The sequence below is a fragment of the Variovorax sp. V118 genome (genome assembly GCF_041154445.1).
GTDB lineage: Bacteria > Pseudomonadota > Gammaproteobacteria > Burkholderiales > Burkholderiaceae_C > Variovorax > Variovorax boronicumulans.
The window spans coordinates 639,003-664,884 of the sequence record NZ_AP028663.1 but is presented as its reverse complement, the minus strand read 5'-3'; the positions used below and the strand labels follow the sequence as shown (position 1 = coordinate 664,884).

The 25,882-nt window shown below is 68.6% G+C and carries 22 protein-coding genes and 1 pseudogene; 6 read left to right on the top strand and 17 right to left on the bottom strand.

Going from position 1 to position 25,882, the window contains the following annotated elements; all coding sequences use genetic code 11:
• Positions 1-9: 9 nt before the first annotated feature.
• From fabF to ACAM52_RS02990, 8 genes are all read right to left on the bottom strand, one after another.
• Positions 10-1,254 (bottom strand): beta-ketoacyl-ACP synthase II, encoded by a 1,245-nt coding sequence (gene fabF / locus ACAM52_RS03025; protein WP_354342747.1) that lies wholly within the window; start codon positions 1,252-1,254, stop codon positions 10-12.
• 96 nt (positions 1,255-1,350) lie between these two features.
• The gene (gene acpP / locus ACAM52_RS03020; RefSeq protein WP_007830471.1) at positions 1,351-1,590 is read right to left on the bottom strand and encodes an acyl carrier protein; all 240 of its coding nucleotides are present in this window, start codon (positions 1,588-1,590) and stop codon (positions 1,351-1,353) included.
• A gap of 100 nt (positions 1,591-1,690) precedes the next feature.
• On the bottom strand, positions 1,691-2,434 hold the full coding sequence (fabG, locus tag ACAM52_RS03015; RefSeq protein ID WP_062475549.1) for a 3-oxoacyl-ACP reductase FabG: 744 nt from the start codon (positions 2,432-2,434) through the stop codon (positions 1,691-1,693).
• Positions 2,435-2,466: 32 nt separating this feature from the next.
• The gene (gene fabD / locus ACAM52_RS03010) at positions 2,467-3,420 is read right to left on the bottom strand and encodes an ACP S-malonyltransferase (protein WP_307586661.1); all 954 of its coding nucleotides are present in this window, start codon (positions 3,418-3,420) and stop codon (positions 2,467-2,469) included.
• 51 nt (positions 3,421-3,471) lie between these two features.
• On the bottom strand, positions 3,472-4,449 hold the full coding sequence (locus ACAM52_RS03005; RefSeq protein WP_070062242.1) for a beta-ketoacyl-ACP synthase III: 978 nt from the start codon (positions 4,447-4,449) through the stop codon (positions 3,472-3,474).
• Entirely contained in the window at positions 4,449-5,546 is a 1,098-nt protein-coding gene (gene plsX / locus ACAM52_RS03000; protein ID WP_369646082.1) for a phosphate acyltransferase PlsX, read from the bottom strand. Before plsX ends, ACAM52_RS03005 begins: the two co-directional genes overlap by 1 nt.
• A 61-nt stretch (positions 5,547-5,607) precedes the next feature.
• Entirely contained in the window at positions 5,608-5,790 is a 183-nt protein-coding gene (gene rpmF, locus ACAM52_RS02995; RefSeq protein WP_057592299.1) for a 50S ribosomal protein L32, read from the bottom strand.
• Between the two features lie 173 nt (positions 5,791-5,963).
• Complete coding sequence (locus ACAM52_RS02990; RefSeq protein WP_354342741.1) at positions 5,964-6,521, bottom strand: YceD family protein; 558 nt, start codon at positions 6,519-6,521, stop codon at positions 5,964-5,966.
• An 86-nt stretch (positions 6,522-6,607) separates the two neighbouring features.
• Here ACAM52_RS02990 and ACAM52_RS02985 point away from each other — a divergent pair, with 86 nt between their 5' ends.
• The 3 genes from ACAM52_RS02985 to ACAM52_RS02975 are packed head-to-tail and all read left to right on the top strand — an operon-like array spanning position 6,608 to position 9,122.
• Positions 6,608-7,189 carry a nucleoside triphosphate pyrophosphatase gene (locus ACAM52_RS02985; RefSeq protein ID WP_159275627.1) on the top strand — a complete coding sequence of 194 codons (582 nt, stop codon included), beginning with the start codon at positions 6,608-6,610 and terminating at the stop codon, positions 7,187-7,189.
• On the top strand, positions 7,186-7,953 hold the full coding sequence (locus ACAM52_RS02980; protein WP_369646081.1) for an SAM-dependent methyltransferase: 768 nt from the start codon (positions 7,186-7,188) through the stop codon (positions 7,951-7,953). The genes ACAM52_RS02985 and ACAM52_RS02980 overlap by 4 nt, the downstream gene beginning before the upstream one ends.
• A gap of 2 nt (positions 7,954-7,955) precedes the next feature.
• Positions 7,956-9,122, top strand: a complete 1,167-nt coding sequence (locus ACAM52_RS02975; RefSeq protein WP_369646080.1) for an MFS transporter — start codon at positions 7,956-7,958, stop codon at positions 9,120-9,122.
• 13 nt (positions 9,123-9,135) lie between these two features.
• On the opposite strand, the gene ACAM52_RS02970 is transcribed toward ACAM52_RS02975, so the two are convergent.
• The 4 genes from ACAM52_RS02970 to ACAM52_RS02955 are packed head-to-tail and all read right to left on the bottom strand — an operon-like array spanning position 9,136 to position 12,324.
• Positions 9,136-10,176 (bottom strand): S49 family peptidase, encoded by a 1,041-nt coding sequence (locus tag ACAM52_RS02970; protein WP_056572114.1) that lies wholly within the window; start codon positions 10,174-10,176, stop codon positions 9,136-9,138.
• A 1-nt stretch (position 10,177) separates the two neighbouring features.
• Complete coding sequence (locus ACAM52_RS02965; RefSeq protein ID WP_070062237.1) at positions 10,178-10,546, bottom strand: Rieske 2Fe-2S domain-containing protein; 369 nt, start codon at positions 10,544-10,546, stop codon at positions 10,178-10,180.
• Positions 10,547-10,556: 10 nt separating this feature from the next.
• A complete protein-coding gene (locus ACAM52_RS02960) occupies positions 10,557-11,231 on the bottom strand; it encodes an HAD family hydrolase (RefSeq protein ID WP_369646079.1) in 675 nt (224 codons plus the stop codon).
• Positions 11,224-12,324, bottom strand: coding sequence for an RluA family pseudouridine synthase (locus ACAM52_RS02955; protein WP_369646078.1), 1,101 nt, complete (start codon positions 12,322-12,324; stop codon positions 11,224-11,226). The genes ACAM52_RS02960 and ACAM52_RS02955 overlap by 8 nt, the downstream gene beginning before the upstream one ends.
• A 548-nt stretch (positions 12,325-12,872) precedes the next feature.
• On the opposite strand from ACAM52_RS02955, the pseudogene ACAM52_RS02950 reads away from it, so the two are divergent.
• A pseudogene (locus ACAM52_RS02950) lies at positions 12,873-16,084 on the top strand (Rne/Rng family ribonuclease).
• Positions 16,085-16,145: 61 nt separating this feature from the next.
• Here ACAM52_RS02950 and ACAM52_RS02945 read toward each other — a convergent pair.
• Complete coding sequence (locus ACAM52_RS02945; RefSeq protein WP_369646077.1) at positions 16,146-17,027, bottom strand: LysR family transcriptional regulator; 882 nt, start codon at positions 17,025-17,027, stop codon at positions 16,146-16,148.
• A gap of 111 nt (positions 17,028-17,138) precedes the next feature.
• Between ACAM52_RS02945 and ACAM52_RS02940 the strand changes: the two genes are divergently transcribed.
• Positions 17,139-18,707, top strand: coding sequence for an MFS transporter (locus ACAM52_RS02940; RefSeq protein ID WP_369646076.1), 1,569 nt, complete (start codon positions 17,139-17,141; stop codon positions 18,705-18,707).
• A 22-nt stretch (positions 18,708-18,729) separates the two neighbouring features.
• Here ACAM52_RS02940 and ACAM52_RS02935 read toward each other — a convergent pair whose 3' ends face one another.
• Genes ACAM52_RS02935 through hemC form a run of 4 tightly spaced genes read right to left on the bottom strand, consistent with a single transcriptional unit; the run spans position 18,730 to position 22,810 of the window.
• A complete protein-coding gene (locus ACAM52_RS02935) occupies positions 18,730-20,016 on the bottom strand; it encodes a heme biosynthesis protein HemY (RefSeq protein WP_369646075.1) in 1,287 nt (428 codons plus the stop codon).
• A gap of 7 nt (positions 20,017-20,023) precedes the next feature.
• Entirely contained in the window at positions 20,024-21,118 is a 1,095-nt protein-coding gene (locus ACAM52_RS02930; protein ID WP_095949583.1) for a uroporphyrinogen-III C-methyltransferase, read from the bottom strand.
• Positions 21,115-21,885, bottom strand: a complete 771-nt coding sequence (locus tag ACAM52_RS02925) for a uroporphyrinogen-III synthase (protein ID WP_369646074.1) — start codon at positions 21,883-21,885, stop codon at positions 21,115-21,117. The genes ACAM52_RS02930 and ACAM52_RS02925 overlap by 4 nt, the downstream gene beginning before the upstream one ends.
• A 19-nt stretch (positions 21,886-21,904) precedes the next feature.
• Positions 21,905-22,810, bottom strand: coding sequence for a hydroxymethylbilane synthase (gene hemC, locus ACAM52_RS02920; protein WP_369646073.1), 906 nt, complete (start codon positions 22,808-22,810; stop codon positions 21,905-21,907).
• 106 nt (positions 22,811-22,916) lie between these two features.
• Between hemC and ppc the strand changes: the two genes are divergently transcribed.
• Complete coding sequence (gene ppc, locus ACAM52_RS02915; RefSeq protein ID WP_369646072.1) at positions 22,917-25,763, top strand: phosphoenolpyruvate carboxylase; 2,847 nt, start codon at positions 22,917-22,919, stop codon at positions 25,761-25,763.
• Positions 25,764-25,882: the final 119 nt, after the last annotated feature.

Here is a 25,882-nt window from a genome sequence, read left to right as displayed (position 1 = left end):
GAGCGACGCTCAAGCGCGCTTGAACACCAGCGTACCGTTGGTACCGCCGAAGCCGAAGTTGTTCTTGACCGCGACATCGATCTTCAGATCGCGCGCCTCGTTGGCGCAGTAGTCGAGATCGCACTCCGGATCCTGGTTGAAGATGTTGATCGTCGGCGGGCTCTTCTGGTGATGCAGTGCAAGCACCGTGAACACCGATTCGATGCCGCCCGCGCCGCCCAGCAGGTGGCCGGTCATGGACTTGGTCGAATTGACGACGAGCTTCTTCGCGTGATCGCCGAACGCCAGCTTGACCGCGTTGGTCTCGTTGAGGTCACCGATCAGCGTCGAGGTGCCGTGCGCGTTCAGGTACTGGACCTCGTCGGCGTTGACACCCGCATTGGCCAATGCCATCGCCATCGAACGGCGCGGGCCGTCGACGTCGGGCGCGGTCATGTGGTACGCGTCGCCGGTCATGCCGAAGCCTGAAACCTCAGCGTAGATCTTGGCGCCGCGCGCCTTGGCGTGTTCGTACTCTTCGAGCACCAGCACGCCGGAGCCCTCGCCCAGCACGAAGCCGTCGCGGTCCTTGTCCCACGGGCGCGAGGCCGTGGTGGGATCGTCGTTGCGGGTGCTCAATGCGCGAGGCGCGGTGAAGCCGCCGATGCCGAGCGGAGAAATGGTCGATTCGGCGCCGCCCGCGATCATGACGTCGGCATCGCCGTACTCGATCATGCGTGCCGACGTGCCGATGGCATGCAGGCCGGTGGTGCAGGCGGTAACCACTGCGATGTTCGGGCCCTTGAAGCCGTACTTGATCGAGACGTGGCCCGAGATCATGTTGATGATCGACGCCGGCACGAAGAACGGCGAAATGCGGCGCGGGCCGCGGCTCGCGTATTCGCCATGCGTCTGTTCGATCATCGGCAGACCGCCGATGCCCGAGCCGATGTTGCAGCCGATGCGCACGGCCTTTTCATAAGACAGCGCGTCGCCGGTCGGCAGTCCGCTGTCCTGCACCGCCTGGATGGCGGCGGCGAGTCCCAGATGAATGAAGCGGTCCATGTGACGCGCTTCTTTCTCCGAGATGTATTGGGTGATGTCGAAACCCTTGACCTCACCGGCGAACTTGCAGGCGAAGGCGCTTGCATCGAACGCGGTGATGTTCGCAATGCCCGACTTCCCGGCCAACAGGTTGGTCCAGGATTCGGTTGCGGTGTTTCCGACAGGAGCGATGCAACCGAGTCCGGTCACGACGACGCGGCGTTTGGTCATGCCGGCAAACCTTTCTGGAAGCGCTGAGCAGCTGCCGAGCGGCGCGGGCGGTTGAAAAAAGAGCCGCCGGCCGTCGTTGCAGTGTCAGCTGGCCGATCAGGCCTTTTGATTCTTGGTGGCGTAGTCGACGGCGTTCTGCACCGTCGTGATCTTCTCTGCGTCTTCGTCCGGGATCTCGATGCCGAACTCGTCTTCGAGTGCCATCACGAGTTCGACCGTGTCGAGCGAGTCAGCGCCGAGGTCGGCCACGAAAGCCTTTTCGTTCGTCACTTGGGACTCTTCCACGCCGAGCTGCTCGGCGATGATTTTCTTGACACGTGCTTCGATATCGCTCATTTGATTCCCTCTAAGGGTTGTAGGTAACTGGTGGATTTTAGCCGGGCGGCCCGTGGCATTTGCCCCGCGCTCCGGTACGGAAAAAGATTGCGCCTTTCGGCTACATGTGCATGCCGCCGTTGACGTGCAGCTCCTGCCCCGTCACGTACGAGGCCTGCGGCGATGCGAGGTAGGCCACCGCATGCGCGATGTCGGCCGGCTTGCCCAGGTGGCCCAGCGGGATCTGCGAGAGCAGCGCCTGTTGCTGGGCTTCCGGCAGGCTGGCCGTCATGTCGGTTTCGATGAAGCCCGGCGCGACGCAGTTGACCGTGATGTTGCGGCTGCCGAGTTCGCGGGCCAGCGCACGGGTCATGCCCGACACGCCGGCCTTGGCGGCCGCGTAGTTGGCCTGGCCGGCATTGCCGGACGCGCCCACCACGCTCGTGATGCTGATGATGCGGCCATAGCGCTGCTTCATCATCGGGCGGATCACCGCGCGCGAGAGGCGGAACACGGCCTTGAGGTTGGTGTCGAGCACCGCATCCCAGTCGTCGTCCTTCATGCGCATGGCAAGCGTGTCGCGCGTGATGCCGGCGTTGTTGACCAGCACGTGGATCGCGCCGTAAGCCTGCACGATCTCGTCGATCAGGGCTTCGACGGCAGCACCGTCGTTCACGTCAAGCGCACGGCCACGGCCGTCGAACGCGCTCAGCGCCTGGGTGATCTTGGCAGCGCCGTCGTCGGTGGTGCCGGTGCCCACGACCTTGAGGCCGCGCTGCGCGAGTTCGAGCGCAATGGCGGCGCCGATGCCGCGCGTTGCGCCGGTGACCAGGGCCACCTGGCCTTCGAATTTAGGAGTGCTCATAAAAGAGAAAAAGTATCGGGGCCTGGCGGCGTTCAGCCGGCGAGCGATTGTCGGACGTCCGCGAGGGTGGCCGGGTCGTACACCGACGCGGCTTCCAGTTCGGGGGCGATGCGCTTCACCATGCCGGCCAGCACCTTGCCGGGACCGCACTCGATGATGGCGGTTGCACCGCGCAGTTTCAAGGCCTGAACGCTCTCGACCCAGCGCACCGGGCCGGCAGCCTGGCGCACCAGGGCGTCGCGGATGCGGTCGGCATCGGTCTCGACGGCCACGTCGATGTTGTTGAGCACCGGAATCTGCGGCGCGGCCAGCGCCACGCTCGCGAGCTTCTCGCGCAGGGCTTCGGCCGCGGGCTTCATCAGGCTCGAATGGAACGGCGCCGACACCGGCAGCGGCAATGCGCGCTTGGCGCCGTTGGCCTTCAGCAGCTCGCAGGCCTTGTCGACCGCGGCCTTGCTGCCGGCGATCACGGTCTGCATCGGATCGTTGAAGTTCACGGCCTCGACCACTTCGGCGCTGCCGGGGCCGAACGTGGCGGTGGCTTCGGCGCAGCCGGCGACCACCTTGTCGGACGCCATGCCGAGGATCGCCGCCATCGCGCCGACGCCGACCGGCACGGCCTGCTGCATGGCCTGTGCACGGAAACGCACCAGCGGCGCGGCCTGCGCGAGCGTGAGCACGCCCGAAGCCACCAGCGCCGAGTACTCGCCCAGCGAATGGCCGGCGACCACGGACGGCGTGGCGCCGCCTTCGGCCAGCCAGGCACGCCAGGCGGCCACGCCAGCCACCAGCATCACGGGCTGCGTGTTGGTGGTGAGCGCCAGCTCTTCCTTGGGACCGTTCTTGATCAGCGCGCCGATGTCTTCGCCCAGCGCCTCGGAGGCTTCGCGCAAGGTCTCGACCACGGCCGGGTGATCGCCCCAGGCGTCGAGCATGCCGACCGCCTGCGAGCCCTGACCCGGAAAGACAAAAGCAAAGGATTTCATTGTTGTTTCTTCGTCATCGCGCCGACGCCCGCTTCGGGGCGCCGCGACGCACTACAGATTCAATAGCACCGCGCCCCAGGTGAAGCCACCGCCCACGCCTTCCAGCATGAGGGTCTCACCCTTCTTCACCTTGCCCGAGCGCACGGCTTCATCGAGCGCCAGCGGGATCGAGGCGGCCGAGGTGTTGCCGTGCTCGTGCACCGTGACGACCAGCTTTTCGCGCGGCAGCTTCAGCTTCTTGGCTGTGCCTTCCATGATGCGGATGTTGGCCTGGTGCGGGATCAGCCAGTCGATGTCGGCCTCGGTCTTGCCGGCCTTGGCGAGCGTGGCGCGCGCGGCATCTTCGAGCACGCGGACCGCCAGCTTGAAGACGGCCTGGCCGTCCATGTGCAGCAGCGGCGTGCCGAGCACGTTGCCGCCCGACACATGGCCGGGCACGCACAGGATGCCGACGTGCTTGCCGTCGGCATGCAGGTCGCTGGCCAGGATGCCGGGCTCGTCGGAGGCCTCGAGCACCACCGCGCCCGCGCCGTCGCCGAACAGCACGCAGGTGGTGCGGTCGTTGAAGTCGAGGATGCGGGAGAACACTTCGGCGCCGATCACCAGCGCGCAGCGCGCGGTGCCCGTGCGGATCATCGCGTCGGCCACCGTCAGTGCGTAGACGAAACCGCTGCAGACCGCCTGGACGTCGAAGGCCGGGCAGCCGGCAATGCCGAGCTTGTGCTGGAGGATCGCGGCCGACGACGGGAACACCATGTCGGGCGTCGAGGTCGCGACGATGATCAGGTCGACGTCGCTCGCCTTGCGGCCGGCGGCTTCCAGCGCATGCTTCGCGGCTTCGAGGCCGAGATCGCTGCTGCTGACATCGGGCGCCGCGAAGTGGCGCGCGTGAATGCCGGTGCGCTCGACGATCCACTGATCGGAAGTTTCGATGCCGCGTGTCGCCAGATCCTTGGCAAGGTCGTCATTGGTGACGCGGCGGGGGGGCAGGTAGCTGCCGGTGCCGGTAATGCGCGAAAAAGGGGTCATCAAGCGTGAAGGGCTGTCGCGTCGGCCGGCACCGCCGACTCCTGCCGCGCTAGCAAAGGCGCGGCGTGGGCGATGCGGGCCCGCACGCGATCGAGCAGGTTGTTGCGAGCGGCATCATAAGCGCGATCCAACGCATGGCCGAAAGCCACTTCGTCGGCCGAGCCATGGCTCTTGAACACCAGCCCGCGCAGGCCGAGCAGGGCCGCGCCGTTGTAGCGACGGTGATCCAGGCGACCTTTGAACGCTTTTAGAACCGGGTAAGCAACAATTGCGATCAGCTTGGTGAAAATATTCCGCGAGAACTCGACGCGAATGAACTCGCCGATCATCGACGCGACGCCTTCGCTGGCCTTCAACGCCACATTGCCGACAAATCCATCGCACACGACGATGTCGGTCGTGCCCTTGAAAATGTCGTTCCCTTCGACGTTGCCGTAGAAGTTCAGATCCTTGGAGTTGGCAGCTGCACGCAGCAGTTGGCTGGCCTTCTTGATGGTTTCGCTGCCCTTGATGGCCTCTTCGCCAATATTGAGCAGACCTACCGAGGGCGATTCGTTACCGGTCAATGCCGAAACGAGCGCCGAGCCGAGCACGGCGAACTGGAGCAGGTCTTCGGCATCGCAATCGACGTTCGCGCCGAGATCGAGCACGGTGGTCGCCCCACCCTTCACGTTCGGTAACTGGGGCGCAATGGCAGGCCGGTCGATGCCGTCGAGCGTTTTAAGCAGATAGCGCGCGATCGCCATCAATGCACCCGTGTTGCCGGCAGATATCGCCGCTTGCGCCGCGCCATCCTTGACCTGCTGGATCGCGACGCGCATCGAAGAGTCCTTCTTCTTGCGCAAGGCGATTTCGATGGGATCGTCCATGCCGACCACTTCGCTGGCCGGCACGATGCGGGCGCGCGGATGGTCGGCAAACCCCGCCAATGCGGCCGGCGCACCGACGAGCAGCAACGAGGCTTCGCCGTGCCGCTCGAGAAACGCGCGGCAGGCCGCGAGCGTGACACGCGGCCCATGATCACCCCCCATGCAATCCACGGCGAGCGTGATTGCGGCGGGCGCAGCAGTGAGTTCGGGAGAAAAAGGCGCAGCCATCAAAACAAAGGCCCGACGCTACAGCAAAAGTAGCTTCGGGCCTTGGCCTTGGGATTCGAGATCAGGCTTCGGACTTGTTCTTGAGCACCTGACGGCCGCGGTAGAAACCGTTCGGGCTGATGTGGTGGCGCAGGTGCGTTTCGCCGGTGGTGGGCTCGACAGCGATGCCGGGCACGCCCAGGGCGTTGTGGGAACGGTGCATGCCGCGCTTGGAAGGCGACTTCTTGTTTTGCTGGACGGCCATGATGGCTCCTGGACGGTTAGGTGGGTGACTGGATGCGGGCTCAAGCGGTGGCAATGAGGCGAAAGCTCCGGCGGCATGCATGGAATGCCACGTTCTGCCTTTGCCTTGTATGCATTGCTGCTCACGGCGGCGCGCGCGAAGCCCATGATTATAGCCCAGCCAGAGAGAAAGGGCTACTTGCCCTTTTCGGGCTTGCGCGGACGCAACGCATCGAGCACGGCAAAGGGGTTCGGCTTGGCCTCTTCGGCCGCCTGGAAATCATCGTCGCTGGAGGACAGGCGCACCGGCGTCGGGCACACGTCGTGGACCGGCATGACGGGGATTTCCATCAGCAGCTCGTCCTCGATCAGCCCACGCAGGTCGAAGTCGCGGCTGACGACCAGCAGGTCTTCGTCGGACTCCTCGTCTTCCGCCTCGGCCGTGGCCTCGTCGGCCACGAAACGGAACCAGCGGTCCACGAACAGTTCGGTGTCGACGGGCGACAGGCAGCGCTGGCAGACCAGGGGCACGGTGGTTTCGACATCCAGATGCAGCCAGGGCGTCGCCTTGCCGTCGGCGCCGGGGCGCTCTTCTCCGGTCGCTTCCCAGCGGACCACGGCGTCAGTGGCCGGCGTCGCCAGTTCGGCGACCAGGCGTGCGAAACCCGGGACCGGATCGGCACCATCCAGCGTGGCAGCCGCCGCGGTGAACGCGGGCACATTGAGCCTTTCGGGGGCAAATTCTCTCTTCATCTGCCCCAGTCTAGCGCGCCGGCCGGCCTCCCAGGCGAGCAACCCGCCGAGCCGGTCGGGTCCGGTCGCTCACGCACAATCGCTGCATGCAACGCACCGTGATCCTCGCCTCGACCTCGCGCTACCGGCGCGAACTGCTCACCCGCCTCCATCTGCCCTTCGAGGTGCACGCCCCCGAAGTCGACGAAACCCCACTCGACGGCGAAACGCCCCGCGCGCTGGCCGAGCGCCTGGCACTGGAAAAGGCCAACGCCGTGGCCGCGCGCTTTCCCGACGCGGTGGTGATCGGCTCCGACCAGGTCGCCGACCTGGCGGGCGACGCGCTCGGCAAGCCCGGCGACCACGCACGGGCCACCGCCCAGCTGCGCCGCATGCGCGGCCAGACGCTGATCTTCCAGACCGCCGTGGCCGTCGTTTGCCACGCCACGGGCTTCGTCCAGCGCGACATCGCCCCCGTGCGCGTGGTGTTCCGCGACCTTTCCGACACCGCCATCGAGCGCTATCTATTAGCCGAACAGCCCTATGACTGCGCCGGCAGCGCCAAGAGCGAGGGCTTCGGCATCGCGCTGCTCGACGCCATCGACAGCGACGACCCCACCGCGCTGGTCGGCCTGCCCCTGATCCGCACCTGCCGGATGCTGCGCGCCGCGGGGGTCGACCTGCTGTGACCACCCCAGGCAAGCTCTACCTCGTCCCCGCGCCGCTCGATTTCGGCTGCGACCTCCAGGCCCCACTGCAGGACGCCCTGCCGCTGGGCACGCTGCAGGCCGCCGCAGGCATCACGCACTGGATCTGCGAAAACGCCAAGTCGGCCCGCGCCTACCTGAAGCGCATCGACGCCGTCGTGCCGCTGGCTGCGCCACTGCAGGCGCAGAACATCCAGGAACTGCCGCGCGAAGTGCACAAGAAAGGCGACCACGCCGGCCAGTTCGACGCCCGCCCGCTGCTCGCCGCCGCACTCGAAGGCCACGACGTCGGCCTGCTGAGCGAAGCCGGCATGCCCGCCGTGGCCGACCCGGGCTCGTCGGTGGCACGCGCCGCGCACGACCTGGGCATCACCGTCGTGCCGCTCACCGGACCGGTGTCTTTGCTGCTGGCCCTCGCAGCAAGCGGCTTGAACGGACAGAACTTCGCCTTCGTCGGCTACCTGCCGCAGGACGGCGGCGAACGCCAGGCGCGCATCCGCGAACTCGAGGCGCTCGCACTCAAAACCGGCCAGACGCAGCTCTTCATCGAAACGCCGTACCGCAATGCCGCCCTGCTGCAGGCGCTGGTGCAGACGCTGCAGCACAACACCCGGCTCGCCGTCGCGCGCGGCCTGACGCTCGCCACCGCGCAGGTGCGCAGCGAGACGGTGAAAGCCTGGCGCGCCGCCAAGCCGCAGGCCACGACCGACGAGCGCCTGCCCGCCGTGTTCGCGATCGGGCGCTGAGGGTGGGGCCGGGCGTCACGGCCGGTACGCGCTGGGCGTCGCGCGCCCAGTTCTTCGCGTCGGGCTTCATCTTCGCGACCTGGGGCGTGCACGTGCCGACAGTCAAGGCGCACTACGCCATCGACGAGGCGCAGCTCGGGCTCGCCATGCTCGCGGCGGGCGCCGGCGCGATGGTCGGCCTGACTAGCGCCGGGCGCTGGATCGGCCGCCACGGCCCGCGCCGCATGGCCGCGCTGTGCGGCTGCGTCTACGCCCTGCTGATCGCCGGCCTGATCGCGATGCCCGGCTATGCCGCGCTGCTGGGCCTGCTGGCGGTGTTCGGCCTGGTCACCAGCGTGTTCGACGTGGCGATCAACACCGAAGCCGCGCAGCTCGAACTGCGCGGCAATCAACCGTTGATGAGCGGCATGCACGGCATGTTCAGCCTCGGCGGCATGGTCGGCGCCGCGAGCGGCAGCGCGGCGCTGGCCGCCGGCATGGCGCCGCAGACCCACCTGTGGACGGTGGCCGTGGTGATGATCGGCGTGGTCGCGATCGCGGCAACGCGCATGCTGCCCACACCGGCTGCCCCCGCCGACGGCGCGGCCGCGGCAGACCACGGCTTTCGCCTGCCGCGCGGCGTGCTCGCGGTGCTCGGCGTGCTGGCCGCGCTGGGGCTGATCGCCGAGGGCGCCATTTACGACTGGAGCGTGCTCTACATGCAGCAGGAACTGGGCAGCCCACAGCAGCAGGCCGCGCTGGCCTATGCAAGCTTTTCCGCCGCGATGGCGGCTGCGCGTTTCGGTGGCGACGCGATGCGCGCCCGTTTCTCACCCACGGCCTTGCTGCGCGGCAGCGGCCTGCTCGCGGCGGGGGCGATGACGTTGGTATTGCTGACCGACCTGCCCTGGCTCGCGCTGTTGGGCTTCGCCGGTGTCGGGGTCGGCTTCGCGAACGTGGTGCCGATCCTGTTCGGCGCCTCGGCCCGCGTACCGGGCGTGGCGCCTGCCAACGGCATCGCCGCCGTATCGGCCATTGCTTATTTGGGGTTCATGGCAGGGCCTGCGGTGATCGGCCTGCTGGCGCGGGTCAGTTCGCTGACCGCCGCGCTCTATGTGGTGGTGGCCTTTGCCGCCGCGCTGGCGGCCTCGGCCCGGTTCACCGGCAGCGGCGACAGCAGCGCCGCCTGAAAAAAAGCCGCGCTCAGCGCAGCGCCGGCGAAGTCTTCAGCGCACTCACCGAGGCCGCGCCCATGGCGGCGCCGAACTTCTTGGCCAGCTTCTCGGCCACGTTGTCGCGGCGCGTGTAGTCGATGACTTCCTCCGCCTTGATCACCTCGCGTGCCACGAAGTCGACGTTGCCCAGCTGGTCGGCCAGGCCGAACTCCACGGCCTGCTCGCCGCTCCAGAACAGGCCACTGAACAGGCCCGGGGTATCGAGCTTGAGGCGGTCGCCGCGGCCGGTCTTCACCACGTTGATGAACTGCGTGTGGATCTGGTTGAGCATCGACTGGGCATGCGCGCGCTGCGCGTCGTTCATCGGGCTGAACGGATCGAGGAAGCCCTTGTTCTCACCGGCCGTCAGCAGGCGGCGCTCGACGCCGACCTTTTCCATCACGCCGGTGAAGCCGAAGCCGTCCATCAGCACGCCGATGCTGCCGACGATGCTGGCCTTGTCGACGAAGATCTTGTCGGCCGCGGCGGCGATGTAGTACGCCGCCGAGGCGCAGGTTTCCTCGACCACCGCGTAGACCGGCTTCTTGTGCTTGGCCTTCAGGCGCTTGATCTCGTCGTTGATGATGCCGGCCTGCACCGGGCTGCCGCCGGGCGAGTTGATCAGCAGCACCACGCCCTTGGCGCCCTCGTCCTCGAAGGCCGTCTTCATGGCGGCGATCACGAACTCGGCACTGGCGTCGCCGCCGTTGGCGATCTCGCCCTTGATCTCGACGACGGCCGTGTGGGCCGTGGTCTTGGCGGTACTGGGCGTGCTGCGAGAGAACGCGAACCAGGCCAGGAACACGAAGAAAGCCAGCCAGCCCAGGCGCACAAAGGTCTTCCAGCGGCGCGTGGCCTTCTGCTCGTTCAGGGAGGCGAAGGCGAGCTTTTCGAGGGTGGCGCGCTCCCACCCGGGGCGCTGCGTGGGGTCTTGGGCCATGGTACGGGGGCTGTCTTGGGATGTCGTGAGGGGGACGGCCGGCTCCAGCGGTTCGAAACCCTGGGGTTCCCTGCGGTTCGGATCGGTCATGTCAGAAGGAAAGAGGTTGGAGGTTCCAGTCAGTATGCCAGTGCACCACGCCGTCTTCTTCGCTCAGCGCGATCTTCACGAGCCCGCCGCGGCAGGGCCCGCCCGCGCATTCGCCGGTGTCGGGCTTGTAGACAGCGCCGTGGGTGGCGCACAGCAGCCACTGGCCACTGTCGTCGAAGAAGCGGTCGGGCTGGAAGTCCATCTCCATCGCCACATGGCTGCAGCGGTTGAGGTACGCATGCGGCAGGCCCTCGAAACGCACTGCGAAGGCGCGACAGGTTTCGCCGCCGTGGACCACGTCGAAGGGCACGGCGTTGCCACCCTCGACCAGGTCCGAGGCATTGCACAGCGGGATGCGCGAGTCGCTCATGCCTTGGCCCTCAGGCGTTGTCGAGCAGCCAGGCCTGCAGCTCGGCGATCGACTGCGCCACGTACAGCGGCTTGAATTCGTCGAAGGTCGACGATGCATGCGCGCCGAAGCCCACGCCCACGCTGGCACAGCCGGCGTTCTGCGCCAGCTGCAGGTCGTGCGTGGTGTCGCCGATCATCAGCGTGCGCTCGGCCGGCACGTCGAGCTCTTCCATGAGTTCGAGCAGCATGCGCGGATGCGGCTTGCCGAAGGTTTCGTCGGCGGTGCGCGAGGCGTCGAAGCGGTCGCGCAGCGCCACCGTCTTCAGGGCCTCGTTGAGGCCGCGGCGCGACTTGCCCGTGGCCACGGCCAGCTTGTGGCCGCGCGCGCGCAGCGCATCGAGCATGGGCAGCACGCCATCGAACAGCACGAGGTCGTCCTGGTGCTGCAGGAAGTGGTAGCGGTAGCGGGCGCCGAGCTCGGGGTATTTTTCCTTGGGCACGTCGGGCGCCGCGCGCGCGAGCGCCTCGGCCAGGCCCAGGCCGATCACCCAGGCGGCATCGTCCTCGCTGGGCTTGGCGCCGCCGACATCGACCACGGCCGCCTGGATGCAGCGCACGATCAGGCGGGTGGAGTCGTAGAGCGTGCCGTCCCAGTCGAAGGCGATCAGGTCGAAGCGCGGGGGGCGAACGGAAGAATCAGTCATGGGCCGTGGGGGTGGGGTGTTGCGCCATCGCCTCGAGCGCCGCGCGGGACATCAGCGCATGCAGCTCAGGCGGCAGCCCGGCCTGCAGCGCAATGCGCTCGCCGCTGGCCGGGTGGTTGAATTGCAGCCGCCACGCATGCAGGAACATGCGCTTGAGGCCGAGTTTGTGCAAGGCGCGCTGACGGTCCGACTCGCCGTACTTGTCGTCGCCGGCAATCGGATGCCCGGCCGAGGCCAGGTGCACGCGGATCTGGTGGGTGCGCCCGGTCTTGATGGTCACCGCCAGCAAGGACAGCGGCGTGGCGTCGCCCGGCAGGCTGAGGCGGGCCAGCACGCGCACCAGCGTGACGGCGCGCATCGCGTCGGGGTGGTCCTTGGCGACCACGCGCACGCGGCGTTCGCCGGCACCGGCGCCCGAACCGTCGGGCAGCAGGTACTTGGCCAGCGGCGCGTCGAGCACCTTCTTGTTGGCGGGCCAGTCGCCTTCGACCAGCGCCAGGTAGGTCTTGCCGGTCTCGCGCTCGCGAAACTGGTCCTGCAATGCCACCAGTGCGCTGCGCTTCTTGGCGACCAGCAGGATGCCGGAGGTTTCGCGGTCGAGCCGGTGCACCAGTTCCAGGAACTTGGCGCCCGGGCGCGCCGTGCGCAATTGCTCGATCACGCCGAAGCTCACGCCGCTGCCGCCGTGCACCGCCACGCCGGCGGGCTTGTCGATGGCCAGCACGGCCTCGTCTTCGAGCAGCACCGGAAACTCGCGCGCCGGTGCGGGTGGCGTGGCGCCCTCTTCGGCGCGTGGCGATATGCGGACCGGCGGAATCCGGACCAGGTCCCCGTCTTCGATGCGGGTGTCAGCCTGGGCCCGGCCCTTGTTGATGCGCACCTCGCCCGACCGGATGATCCGGTAGACGTGCGTCTTCGGCACGCCTTTCAGATGGCGAAACAGGAAATTGTCGAGCCGCTGCCCGGCGGATTCGGCGTCGACGGTCAGGAAGTGGATGGCGGCGTGCGGCGTGCCGGTGTCGGCGCCCGCGGGTCGATCTGCGGGATTTGGAGCCCCCGCGGGGCTTTTCTTCGCACCTATAATGTTTTTCACCAGCGCGGTCGTGTAAGTGCTTGATTAGACAGAAGTTTAGAGCACTGACGACCATGCTGTGAGGTCGATGCCGCTTTGGCGTCCAGCCCGCAAACCCCGCGCAATCGCGCAAAGTGGCAGGCCAGGCACCCAAGTCAAGCCGACACCCACGAAACACCGATACGGAATACCCAGCCTGCAGCTTCCAAGCTGCAGGCGGATCGAAGCGAGTCCCTTGTTGTGTTGATGCTGCTGATTCAAATATGCCTGCGCTGGTCGACTTGGTTTCGACCAGTCGCCTCAGGCATTGAATCGCCCGCAGTGCGCGCCACCCTTGCGCAACCGGCTGTCAAAAAGGCAGCCACCCAACACCGAATCTGGCTCGCGCCCATCCACGCGCCCCCACCCCGGCTGTCTTCTTGAGCTGACGCTCGAGAGGCCTGCTCGCGCCTGGCGCGGCAGTCACAGCATCCGGGGCCAAGCGGCAATTCCCTGGTTTCGCGGGCGTCGTCCGTGCATCGTTGGCTCGTCATGAGCCGGTAGAACGATACATATAAGGACAACGCATCATGAAGCGGATGCTGATCAATGCCACGCAGGCCGAAGAACGCCGCCTGGCCATCGTCGACGGGCAGAAACTGCTCGACTACGAAATCGAAATCGAAGGGCGCGAACAGCGCAAGGGCAACATCTACAAGGCGGTCGTGACCCGCGTCGAGCCGTCGCTCGAAGCCTGTTTCGTCGACTACGGCGAAGACCGGCACGGCTTCCTGCCGTTCAAGGAAATCTCCAAGCAGTACTTCGCCGAAGGCGTGTCGGCCAGCCAGGCCCGCATCCAGGACGTGATCCGTGAAGGCCAGGAACTCACCGTCCAGGTCGAAAAGGAAGAACGCGGCAACAAGGGCGCGGCCCTCACCACCTTCATCTCGCTGGCCGGCCGCTATGTCGTGCTGATGCCCAACAACCCCCGTGGCGGTGGCGTGTCGCGCCGCATCGAGGGCGACGACCGCGCCGAACTCAAGGAGGCGATGGACCAGCTCGAGTACCCGAAGGGCATGAGCATCATCGCGCGCACCGCCGGCATCGGCCGCTCGGCGCCCGAACTCCAGTGGGACCTGAACTACCTGCTCAAGCTGTGGACCGCGATCGACGGCGCGGCCAAGGGCGGCAAGGGCGCCTTCCTGATCTACCAGGAATCGTCGCTCGTCATCCGCGCCATCCGTGATTACTTCAATCACGACATCGGCGACATCCTGATCGACACCGACGACATCTACGACCAGGCGCAGCAGTTCATGGCGCACGTCATGCCCGAGCATGCCGCCCGCGTGAAGCGCTACCGCGACGACGCGGCGCTGTTCAGCCGCTTCCAGATCGAGCACCAGATCGAGTCGGCCTACGCCCGCACCGTGCAGCTGCCTTCGGGCGGCGCCATCGTGATCGACCACACCGAAGCACTGGTGTCGGTCGACGTGAACTCGGCCCGCGCCATCAAGGGCGGCGACATCGAAGAAACTGCCACCCGCACCAACCTCGAAGCCGCCGACGAAGTGGCCCGCCAGATGCGCCTGCGCGACCTGGGCGGCCTGATCGTCATCGACTTCATCGACATGGACGAGTCGAAGAACCGCCGCGAAGTCGAAAGCCGCCTGCGCGACGCGCTCCGGCAAGACCGCGCCCGCGTGCAGTTCGGTTCGATCAGCAAGTTCGGCCTGATGGAAATGAGCCGCCAGCGCCTGAAGCCGGCGCTGTCCGAAGGTTCGTCGATCCCCTGCCCCCGTTGCGGCGGCTCGGGCCACATCCGCGACACCGAATCGAGCGCGCTGCAGATCCTGCGCATCATTCAGGAAGAGTCCATGAAGGACAACACGGCCGCCGTGCATGTGCAGGTGCCCGTGGAAGTCGCTTCGTTCCTGCTGAACGAAAAGCGCCCCGAAATCGCCAAGATCGAGCTCAAGCAGCGCGTCACCGTGCTGATGGTGCCCAACAAGACGCTCGAAACGCCGAACTACAAGCTCGAGCGCCTCAGCACGACGACCCGCGCCTGGATCACATCGAAGCCAGCTACAAGATGGCCGACGAGATCGAAGACCCGACCTCGGTCACGCGCCGTTCGCAAGAACCCACCAACAAGCAGACGCCGGTCATCAAGGGCGTGCTGCCCGACGCACCCGCACCCGTGGTGCCGCCCAAGCCCGAAGCGGTGCGCGCTGCGCCCGCGCCCGCCCCGGTGGCCCCGCCCGCGGTGGTCGCTCCGGCCCCGGCACAGACCGGTTTCATGGCCTGGATCAAGAGCTTCTTCGGCGGCGCTTCGCCGGCGCCCGCACCGGCGCCGGCCCCCAGCGCCATTCCGGTCGAAGCACCGAAGCCCCGCCGCGAAGGCGGTCGTCCGGGCCGTGACGGCGAAACGCGCGGTGCGCGCGGCGCCGACGGCGAACAGCGCCGCGGCGGACGCGGCGGCGAAGGCGGCGGCCGTTCGGGTGGACGCGACGGCGACCGCCGTGGCGGACGCGGTGGCGAGCGCCGTGAAGGCGGCGGTGGCGAACGCCGCGGCGAGGCTCGCAACACCGAGCAGCGCAACGACAGCGCCAACCCGGCACGCGAGCAACGCGAGCCCCGTGAAGCACGCGCCCCGCGCGACGGCGAGCAACGCCGTGGCGGTCGCGGCGAGCGCCGCGAAGGCGGCGAAGGCCGCAACGCGCCGGCCGAAGCCCTGCTCGACGGCAACCTGAACCTCGACGCGCAGCAACAGCAGCCGGCACCCGGCGGCGATGAGAACGGCAATGCCGCAGCGGAACGCGCACCCCGCGCCCGCGGCGAACGCCGTGAACGCGGCGAGCGTGGTGAACGTGGCGGCGAACGCAACGAGCGCGGTGAGCGCAACGGCGACGCACAGCAGCAACAGCCGCGCGATGAAGCCACCGCCGGCGACGGCGAGCGCCAGCCCCGCAACGGCCGTGGCGACGAGTCGCGCGGCCCGCGCGGCGAGCGCAACGACGGCCGCCGCGAGCGCCGCAACGACGCGCCTGCCGCCAACGAAGGCGACGCACGCGTGGCCGAATCGGCTGCCGCCGGCGATGCCGAGCAAGGCAACAGCAACGAAGGCAACGAGCAGCAAGCCCCGCGCCGCGAAGGCGAAGAGCGCCGCGGCCGTTCGCGCGACCGTTACGGCCGTGACCGCCGCGAACGCGGTCCGCGCGACGACGCCGGCAACGAAGCCAACGGCGCAGACGCCGCACCGGTCGCCGAAGGCGCCGTGGCTGCCGAAGGCCAGGCCGACCGCCAGCCGCAGCAGCAACTGCCGCTGGTGGCGGAAGCCGCCGCAGTGGCCGTGGTCGCCACCGCGGTCGAAGTGCGCGAACCCGCGCCGCAGGTGCAGGAGCAGCCGCGCTTCGAGCGCCCCGCCGCCCCCGCACCGGCACCCGTCGCAGCGCCCATCGTGGTCGAAGCCGCGGCCAAGCCCGCAGCGGCCGCAGCGCCCGCCGGCAACGGCCGCGCACTGCCCAAGGTGCAGGCCTTCGAACTGCCGCTGAACGAGCTCGCGCAGATCGCCGAAAGCTCGGGCCTGCAGTGGGTCAACTCGGATGCCGAGCGCATCGCGCAGGCGCGCGCCGCGATCGCCGCCGAGCCGAAGCCGGTGCACGTGCCGCGCGAACGCCCGCCGGTGATCGTGCTCGACGAAGGTCCCCTGGTGCTGGTCGAAACCCGCCGCGACCTCGGTTCGATGTCGCTGCCGTTCGAGCAACAGCAGCAGCCGCAGGAACAGCAGCGCTCGCTCTGAGCCCTGCTCCCTCGCAAATGAAAACGGCGCCTTCGTGGCGCCGTTTTTTTTGCTTCGGAGTTCAGGCCTGCGGTGGCAGCGCCTCGACGCCGGGCAGGTCCGGCATCTCCAGGATCAGTTGCCCGAAGCGGCAGGCGCAGGGCGTCTTGCCGTTCTCGCTCCAGATCAACGAGAAGTTCACGCTCGGCAGCGGCGGCAGGCCGTAGCGGCCGTCGACGATCTTCATGCCCGGCTCCACCTCCTCGCGCGTGAGCACCGTCACCGCCAGCCCCGCCAGCACCGCGGCGCGAATGCCCTGCGGGCTGGCCGAGGTGAAGACCACGTGCCAGTCGAGCGACGACGTGAGGTCGAGCGCCGACCCGGCCACCTGCCGGTTAACGCACGGCTTCGGAAAGAAGGCCAGCGGCAGCGACGCGCCCTTCGGCGCCTCGAAGGCCTCGGCCGCGGCCCACACCAGTTGCGTGCGCCGCAGGCAGGTGCCCTCCACCACGTCGGGCGGCGACATCACGACCGCGAGGTCGAGCTCGCCGGCGCGGATGGCCGCGCGCAAGTCGGTGTGCATGCTCACGCAGACCTCCATGCGCACCGCCGGGAACCCGCGCGCGAACTGCGAGAGCAGCGGCGGCAGGCGGTCGCCCATGAAGTTGTCCGGCACGCCGAAGCGCACCACGCCCGAGATCGGCGAGGGCTGGAAGCGCCGCGTCATCGCGTCGAGCGTGTCGAGGATCTGCGTCGCATAGCGCAGGAAGTCTTCACCGTCCTCGGTCACCGTGAGGCGGCGCGTCGTGCGGTGCAGCAGCGGCCGGCCCACCTGCTCTTCGAGCTTGCGGATCTGGTGGCTGATGGCCGACTGGGTCAGGTGCAGGCGCTCGGCGGCGCGCGTGAAGCCGCCGGTTTCCTTGACGGCCACGAAGGCGCGCAACAGCGTGGGGTCGAAGTCCATGGCGATCCTGGATAAATGATGTTTCCTAATGAATTCTAGGAAATCAAATCATTTCCATCATGAAGAGGGTTTCACCAGAATCGGCCGCTCTGCCTTTTTGGAAACCGTTCGATGTCCCTCTCCCCTGCCGGCAAGAACCGGATCGCCCTGTCCGCGGTCTGCCTGATTGCCTTGATGTTCGGCCTGGAAATCTCCAGCGTGCCGGTCATTCTTCCCACGCTTGAAAAATCACTGCATGGCGACTTCAGCGACATGCAGTGGATCATGAACGCCTACACCATCGCCTGCACCACAGTGCTGATGGCCGCCGGCACGCTGGCCGACCGCTACGGCCGCAAGCGCGTGCTGATCTTCGGCGTGGTGCTGTTCGGCGCCACCTCGCTGGCGTGCGGCATCGCGGGCAACGCGCCGGTGCTGATCGTCAGCCGCTTCCTGCAGGGCCTGGCCGGCGGCGCGATGCTGATCTGCCAGCTCGCGGTGCTCTCGCACCAGTTCCAGGAAGGCAAGGAACGCAGCAAGGCCTTCGCCATCTGGGGCGTGGTGTTCGGCATGGGGCTGGGCTTCGGGCCGATCGTCGGCGGCGCGATCGTGGCGCTGTCGAGCTGGCACTGGGTGTTCCTGGTCCATGTGCCGCTGGCCGTGGTGGCGCTGGCGCTGGTCCTGGGCAGCGTGGAAGAGTCCAGCGACCCCGACGCGAAGCGGCTCGACCTGCCGGGCATCGTCACGCTGTCGCTGGCGGTGTTCGGCCTCACGTACTTCATCACGCAGGGACCGGGCCTCGGCTTCGCGAGCCCCGTGGCCGTGGGCATCCTCGTGGCGACGCTGGCCTGCTTCGCGGTCTTCGTGTGGGTGGAGAAGATCAACCCGCACCCGATGTTCGACTTCTCGGTGTTCCGCATCCGCAATTTCTCGGGCTCGATCGTCGGCTCCATCGGCATGAACTTCAGCTTCTGGCCGTTCATGATCTACCTGCCAATCTACTTCCAGAGCGGCCTGGGTTACGACGCCGTCACCGCAGGCTCGGCGCTGCTGGCCTACACGTTGCCCACGCTCGTGCTGCCGCCACTGGCCGAGCGACTGTCGATGCGCTACCGGCCCGGCGTGGTCATCCCGGCGGGGCTGTTCGTGATCGGCCTGGGCTTCATCGCGATGCGCTGGGGCAGCGGCGTGGCGCATGCGAGCTGGCTCACGCTGCTGCCTGGCTGCCTGCTGGCCGGCATCGGGCTGGGGCTGACGAACACGCCCGTCACCAACACCACCACGGGCTCGGTGTCGAGCGCGCGCGCGGGCATGGCCTCGGGCATGGACATGAGCGCGCGGCTGATCACGCTGGCCGTGAACATCGCGCTGATGGGGTTCCTGCTGCTCGAAGGCATTCACGCGCACCTGAAGCAGACCTTGTCCGCGTCGCTCGATGCAGAGCAGCTGCGCGCGCTGGCCGAGAAAGTCGCGGCGGGCAGCTTCGCCTCACTGCCCGCGCAGTTCCCGACGCTGGCGCAGGCCGACCCGTCAGGCGCCGCCGTGCATGCGGCGCTGGTGCACAGCTTCGGCTGGGTGATGCTCTACGGCGGGATCGGGGTGTGGGTGCTCGCCGGCTTCAGCCTGCTGATCTTCGGCAACGGCAAGCCGTCGGTGCGAACGACGGGCCTGGCGGCCGCCAAGGAGTCCGCGTGCTCCTGAAGCCGGCGGACCGGGCCAACGCTCAGGGCGTGTTGTCGACCTGCGCCGCGCGCTTCCACGCATCGGCGGCCTGCGCGTGGTCTTCGCGCGCCTCGGCCAGCTGGGCCAGCGCGAGCCAGGCACGCCGGTAGAGGTCAGGGTCTTGCAAACCGAGCCCGGCCTGTGTGAGCAGCTGCTGGGCCTTGCCCCACAGCTGACGCTTCATGCAGGCCATGCCGGCGAGGTACTGCAGGTTCGGGTCGCGTGGATTGTTGCGCTGCGCGCTCTCGATACGCGCCAGCCAGTCAGCGTCCACCGAGTCGAGCCCCGCTTCGAGCGCGCGCGTGAGCTTCACACGCAGCCCATCGCCGAGGCCGCGCGGGTTCGCCACCATGCGCTCCCAGGCCGGCAGCAGCCAGCCGCGTGCCAGCGCCAGGTCACCGCGCAGCGCGACCATGCGCTGGGCCGCGTGGATGGCCACCTCGGGCATCTGCCGTTCGGCGGAATCCAGCTCGGACCATGCGCGCAGCAGCTGTGCCGGATCGTGCGCGCCGGTCAGCAGTTCGGTCGCGAGGCCGCGCACGATGCTTTGCGCCGCCGCGTCGGAGAAGGCGCGGTGCTTGGCCAGCAGGCGCGCGGTGTCGAGCGCCTCGACCGTGCGACGGTCCTGCCGCGCGGCCTTGAGCCGCAGCCGCAGCGCCAGCGTGCGGCGTTGCGCGCCCTGCGGCAGTTCTTCGAGCCGTGCGAGCGCGGCCGTGGGGTCGCGGTCGTCGAGCGCCCAGCGGGCGGCGCGCAGTTGCACGCCTTCGCGGGTTTCGGGGCTCGCGAGCACGGTGCGGTCGGCGCTTTCGTTGAGGGCCTGCTGCAGGTGGGCGTCGCGCGCCGCCTTGTCCTGCAGGGCCTGCGCGCTTTCGGCGGCCAGCAGGTGCGACAGCACGCGCACCTGTTGCGCCTGCGGCAGGTCGGCACCGAGCGCGGCGAGTGTCTTTTCTTGCGTGAGCGCAGCCTGCGCGGCCTTGCGGGCACGCGAGAAGCGGCCGGCAATCAGCTGCACCATCGCATCGAGCAAGGCGGAGTGCAGCATGCGTTCCTTCTGCTGCAGCCGCCAGTGGCGTGCCTGCGTGGGCAGCGAGAACAGCGCCGCGAGTGCGCGCAACGCAACGTGCAGCAGCACGAAGGTCAGCAGCAGGATCACGAGCACGAGGTTCAGCGAGAGATCGACCCGCCACGGCGGCCAGAACACGGTGATCGTGCCCTGGTTGTTGCCAGCGAACAGCGCCACCGCCGCAGCGACGGCGAACAGCGCGAGGAGCCAGATTGCAGCGCGCATGAACGGATCAGCGCCCTGCGGCCGCGGTGGTCAGCGCGGCCAGCGTGTCGTCGATGCGCACCGGCTCCGTGCTGCGCACGAGCTGCTGCAGTTGCTGCAGCTGCGTGGCCGCGGCCTGCGTGCGGCGCGAGGCCGGATCGAAATAGCGGTTAAGCGACGCGGTGACCTGGCCCAGTTCGCCGCGCGCGGCGTCCATCTGGCGCGACAACAGCGACAGCCGCGCGTTGAGCAGCTTCAGCTTGAGGTTCTCGCGCAGGAAGTACGACTGCTCGGGCGCCAGCAGCACCGCCTCGGGGCTCTCGATGCGGCCCACGCGCACCAGCGAGCGCGCCTCGCCGCGGATCGTCAGCAGCACGCGCTGCCACCAGGGCGCATCAGCGGGAATGGGTTCGGGACGCCAGGCATTGACGCCGTTGCCGCGAACGGCCACCGCGTTGAGCGTGGGCAGGTCGTCCACGCTGCGCACCAGTTCGTCGAGCTTTTGCAGGGCTTCGGCGCTGTCGGTGCTGGCGCTGCTGCGCAGGCGGTCGGCGTCGCGCTGCATGGCGCGCTGCACGGGCGCGAGCCGCGGTTGCGCGGCGCGTGCGATGCGCAGGTCGCCGGCCTTGAGCGCGGCGAGCAGCGGCTCGAGGCTGCCCGTGACCTGTGCCTGCTGCAGCGCGAGGCGCACGGCGGATTCGATGTCGATCACCAGGTTCTCGTCGCGCGAACGCGAGAGGCTTTGAATGAGTTCTTCCAGCTGCGAGCGTTGCAGCGCGACTTCGGCTACACGGGTCTCGATGAGCGCCACGCGGGCGGCGGCATCGCGCACCGTGTCGCTGGCCTGGCGCGCCAGCGTGCGCGCTTCCATCGACTGGGCGGTGGCCTCGGCGCTCTGGCGCGCGAGCTGCTCCTTCATGCCGCCGACCTTCTGCCACAGCGCGATGGTCGACAGCAGCGCGATCAGCGCCACGAGGGCCACGAGGCCCATGCCGATGCGTGCCAGCAGGGTGGCCGCGGCCGCCTGGGCGGCGGGCGTCTGGTGCGGCGCCACCGTGGCGGGCACCTGCACCGGGGCGGCGGATGGGGGAGAAAGGTCGTCGGACGGGGACGCGGCGCTCATGCGAAGGATTCTATCGACGCGATCAGCGCTTCCCGCAGGGGTGTGCAGACACGCAACGCCCCGAAACCCGCGGCCTGCGCGGCTTCGCCGATGCGTGCATGGGTGGCGATGGCGCGCGCGGCCTGCCACGAGGTCCCCGGCATGGCGCGCTGCAGGTTGCCGATGGCCTCCGAGCTGCTGAAGAGCCAGATGCCGTGCCCGCCCGCGGCTTCGGTCGCGATGCGACGCTGCGCCTCGTCGAACGCGGGCGCCAGGCGCCGGTAGGCCACGACGGTGTCGCGCACGCCGCCGGCGGCGTCGATCTCGCGGGCCAGCCATTGGCGCCCGGCCGGCTGGCCGGCCTCGTCGCCGCCGCGCACGATGAGCACGCGCACGCCCGGCGACACCTGCCCATGGGCCAGCGCCCACAGCGCCTCGGAGTCGAAGCGCGTGGCGCCGGGTAGCGGGGCGTCGATGGCGGCGGGCGGCACGCCGACGCGCAGCAGCGCACGCTCGGTGCCGGGGCCGGTGGCCCAGAAGCGGCAACCGGCGAGGGTCGAGGTGCCCCGGTGCTGGAAGAAGTGGTCGACGGCGGTGGCGCTCACGAACATCAACGCCGCATAGTCTGCGAGCCGCGCCCACGCGGCACGCAGCGGTGCCACATCGAGTGCGGGCGCAATGGCGATCAGCGGCAGCGCGACGGCCTCGAGACCGGCCGACTGGAAATCACGAACCCACGCCGCCGCTTCGTGCGCGGGCCGCGTGACGATGACAGGCCCCGCGCGCATCGCTCGGCGCCCACCGTGATCAGTGGGCACCGGCGTCGCGCAGCAGCCCGGCGGCGCGCTGGCCGAGGGCATCGGCCCCCGCGAAGTCGCCGGCCTCGGCCTGGGCGTGCACGCGCACCAGTGGCGCGTCGCCTTCCGGGTCACCCCAGGCGGCGTCGATGCGCAGCGTGCCGTCGGCCTGCCGACGCGCATGGGCCGCGAGCGGCATGGAGCAGCTGCCGCCCATCGCGCGGCTCACGGCGCGCTCGGCGGTGGTGCTGAGCCAGTCGCCCTTGTGGGCCAGCGGCGCCAGCAGGTCGATGAGGTCCTGGCGGTCGGCGCGCACCTCGATGCCGAGGGCGCCCTGCCCTGCGGCGGGCAGCATGGTGTCGGGGTCGAAGGCGACGCGGATGCGGTCTTCGAGGCCCAGCCGCTTGAGCCCGGCCGCCGCGAGCACGATGGCGTCGTAGTGGCCTTCGTCGAGCTTGCGCAGGCGGGTGTCGAGGTTGCCGCGCAGCGGTTCGATGCGCAGGTCGGGCCGCTGCGCGCGCAGCAGCACCACGCGGCGCAGGCTCGAGGTGCCGACCACCGCGCCCTGCGGCAGTGCGTCGAGCGAGGTGTAGCCCGGCGACACCAGCGCGTCGCGCGGGTCTTCGCGTTCCAGCACGCAGGCCAGCGTGAAGCCCTCGGGCAGCTCCATCGGCACATCCTTGAGCGAATGCACGGCGATGTCGGCACGCCCGTCTTCGAGCGCGGCTTCGAGTTCCTTGACGAAGAGGCCCTTGCCGCCGACCTTGCTCAGCGTGCGGTCCAGGATCTGGTCACCACGGGTCGTCATGCCCAGCAGGCTGACCGTGTGGCCTCGTTCTTGCAAAAGCGTTTGCACGTGTTCGGCCTGCCACAGGGCCAGCCGGCTTTCGCGCGTGGCGATCACGATGTTGCTCAAGATCGCTCCCAAAAAAGTACATGGTTTCTGACCTCTGGAATGCTAGCATGTTGCGCCGCAGCAACGGAGGCGGCGCGTCCATTCAAGTCCCCAGGAACAACATCGAATGAAAGCCAGCAAGACTCCTGCATCTCCCGCCAAGCGCCGCCAGACCGAAGACCAGCCATTGATCGACGACATCCGGCTGTTGGGCCGAATCCTCGGCGACGTGATCCGGGAGCAGGAGGGTGACGAAACCTACGCGCTGGTCGAGAAGATCCGCACCCTGTCGGTGTCGTTCCGGCGCGACGCCGACCATGCCGCCGACCGCGCGCTGAAGAACCTGCTCAAGGGCCTGAGCGCCGCCGAAACGGTGCGCGTGATCCGCGCCTTCACCTACTTCAGCCACCTGGCCAACCTGGCCGAAGACCGCCACCAGATCCGCCGCCGCACCGAGGCCGAGCGCGAAGGCGTGCAGGCCGACGGCGACCTGCAGACCGCCCTGGCCCGCATCCGCAAGGCCGGCATCAAGCCCGACGAGATCGTCGCCTCGCTGGCCCACAGCTACGTGTCGCCCGTGCTCACGGCGCACCCGACCGAAGTGCAGCGCAAGAGCATCCTCGACGCCGAGCGCGCCATCGCCCTGCTGCTGACCACGCGCGACGAGATCAAGCTGCGCCAGAACGCCTATGCGGGCGGAAAAGACGCGCTCTCGCCCATCGAGCTGGCCGACAACGAAACCCAGGTGCGCATCCGCGTCACGCAGATCTGGCAGACGCGCATCCTGCGTTTCTCCAAGCTCACGGTGGCCGACGAGATCGAGAACGCGCTGAGCTACTACGAAGCCACCTTCCTGCGCGAGATCCCGCGCGTGTACGCCGACCTCGAGAAGGCGCTGGTGCAAGGCGGGCAGACGCCCTCGGTCGCGCCCTTCCTGCGCATGGGCCAGTGGATCGGCGGCGACCGCGACGGCAACCCCAACGTCACGGCCGAGACGCTCGAGTACGCGCTGAGCCGCCAGTCGGAGCTCGCGCTGCGCCACTACCTCACCGAGGTGCACTACCTGGGTGGCGAGCTGTCGCTGTCGGCCACGCTGGTCGACGTGTCGGTCGAGATGCAGGCGCTGGCCGAGCGCTCGCCCGACACCAATGAGCACCGCAAGGACGAGCCCTACCGCCGCGCCCTCACCGGCGTGTACGCGCGCCTGGCGGCCACGCTGCGCGAGCTCAGCGGCGGCGAGGCCGCGCGCCATGCGGTCGCGCCGCAGAACCCGTACGCCAATGCCGAAGAATTCCTGGCCGAGCTGCGCACCATCGAAGAGTCGCTGGTCGAGAAGCACGGCACCGTGCTCGCCGCGCCGCGCCTGCGCCCGCTGATCCGCGCGGTGGAGGTGTTCGGCTTCCACCTGGCCACGGTCGACCTGCGCCAGAGCTCCGACAAGCACGAGGCCGTGATCGCCGAGCTGCTGGCCACCGCGCGCATCGAGCCGTCGTATGCGTCGCTGGCCGAAGAGGCCAAGCAGACGCTGCTGCTCAAGCTGCTCGACGACGCGCGCCCGCTGCGCGTGCCCGACGCCGACTACTCGCCACTCGCCAAAAGCGAGCTGGCCATCTTCGCGGCCGCGCGCACGGCGCGTGCGCGCTACGGCGCGGCGGCCATCCGCCACTACATCATCAGCCACACCGAAACGGTGAGCGACCTGCTCGAGGCGCTGCTGCTGCAGAAGGAAGTGGGCCTGCTGCGCGGTGCGATGGACAGCAACGCGACCTGCGACCTGATCGTGGTGCCACTGTTCGAAACCATCGAAGACCTGCGCAACGCCGCGCCCATCGTGCGCGCCTTCTACGCGCTGCCGAACATCCAGGCGCTCATCGAGCGCTCGGGCGCCGAGCAGGACGTGATGCTGGGCTACTCCGACAGCAACAAGGACGGCGGCATCTTCACCAGCAACTGGGAGCTGTACCGCGCGGGCATCGCGCTGGTGTCGCTGTTCGACGAGCTGAACAAGAAGAAAAAGAACCCGATCCGCCTGCGCATGTTCCACGGCCGCGGCGGCACGGTGGGACGCGGCGGCGGCCCGAGCTACCAGGCCATCCTGGCGCAGCCGCCCGGCACGGTGCGCGGCCAGATCCGCCTCACCGAGCAGGGCGAAGTGATCGGTTCCAAGTACGCCAACCGCGAGATCGGCCGGCGCAACCTGGAGACGCTGGTGGCCGCCACGCTCGAGGCCACGCTGCTGCCGCAGGGCAAGTCGGCACCGGCGAACTTCCTCTCGGCCGCGGGCGAACTTTCGACCGCCAGCATGGCCGCGTACCGCAAGCTGGTGTACGAGACCCCGGGCTTCGGCGACTACTTCTTCGGCTCCACGCCGATCCGCGAGATCGCCGAACTCAACATCGGCTCGCGCCCCGCCTCGCGCAACCCGAGCCACAAGATCGACGACCTGCGCGCCGTGCCATGGAGCTTCAGCTGGGGCCAGTGCCGCCTCACGCTGCCGGGCTGGTTCGGCTTCGGCTCGGGCGTGGAGCAGTTCCTGGCCGCCGCCGGCACCGCCGCGGGCAAGAAGGAACGCCAGGCGCTGCTGCAGCGCATGTACGCGCAGTGGCCGTTCTTTCGCACGCTGCTGTCGAACATGGACATGGTGCTGGCCAAGAGCGACCTCGCGCTGGCCTCGCGCTATGCCGAGCTGGTCACCGACCGCAAGCTGCGCCAGAAGGTGTTCTCGATGATCGAGGCCGAATGGCAACGCACCTCGGACGCGCTCACGCTCATCACGGGCGCCAAGCAGCGGCTCGAGGGCAATGCCGAGATGCAGCGCTCGGTGCGCCACCGCTTCCCCTACATCGACCCGCTGCACCACCTGCAGGTCGAACTGATGCGGCGCTACCGCGCGGGCGACGGCGGCGAGCGGCTGCAGCGCGGCATCCACATCTCGATCAACGGGGTGGCGGCGGGGCTGCGCAACACGGGCTGACCGGCACACAGCCTCCATGGACAAAGGGCGCCTTGTGCGCCCTTTCCTACGTGCGCTGTCGGCAATGAGGTACCTGTAAGGTCATTTAAAAGGGTACGGTCGGGACACGTTCACAGTTC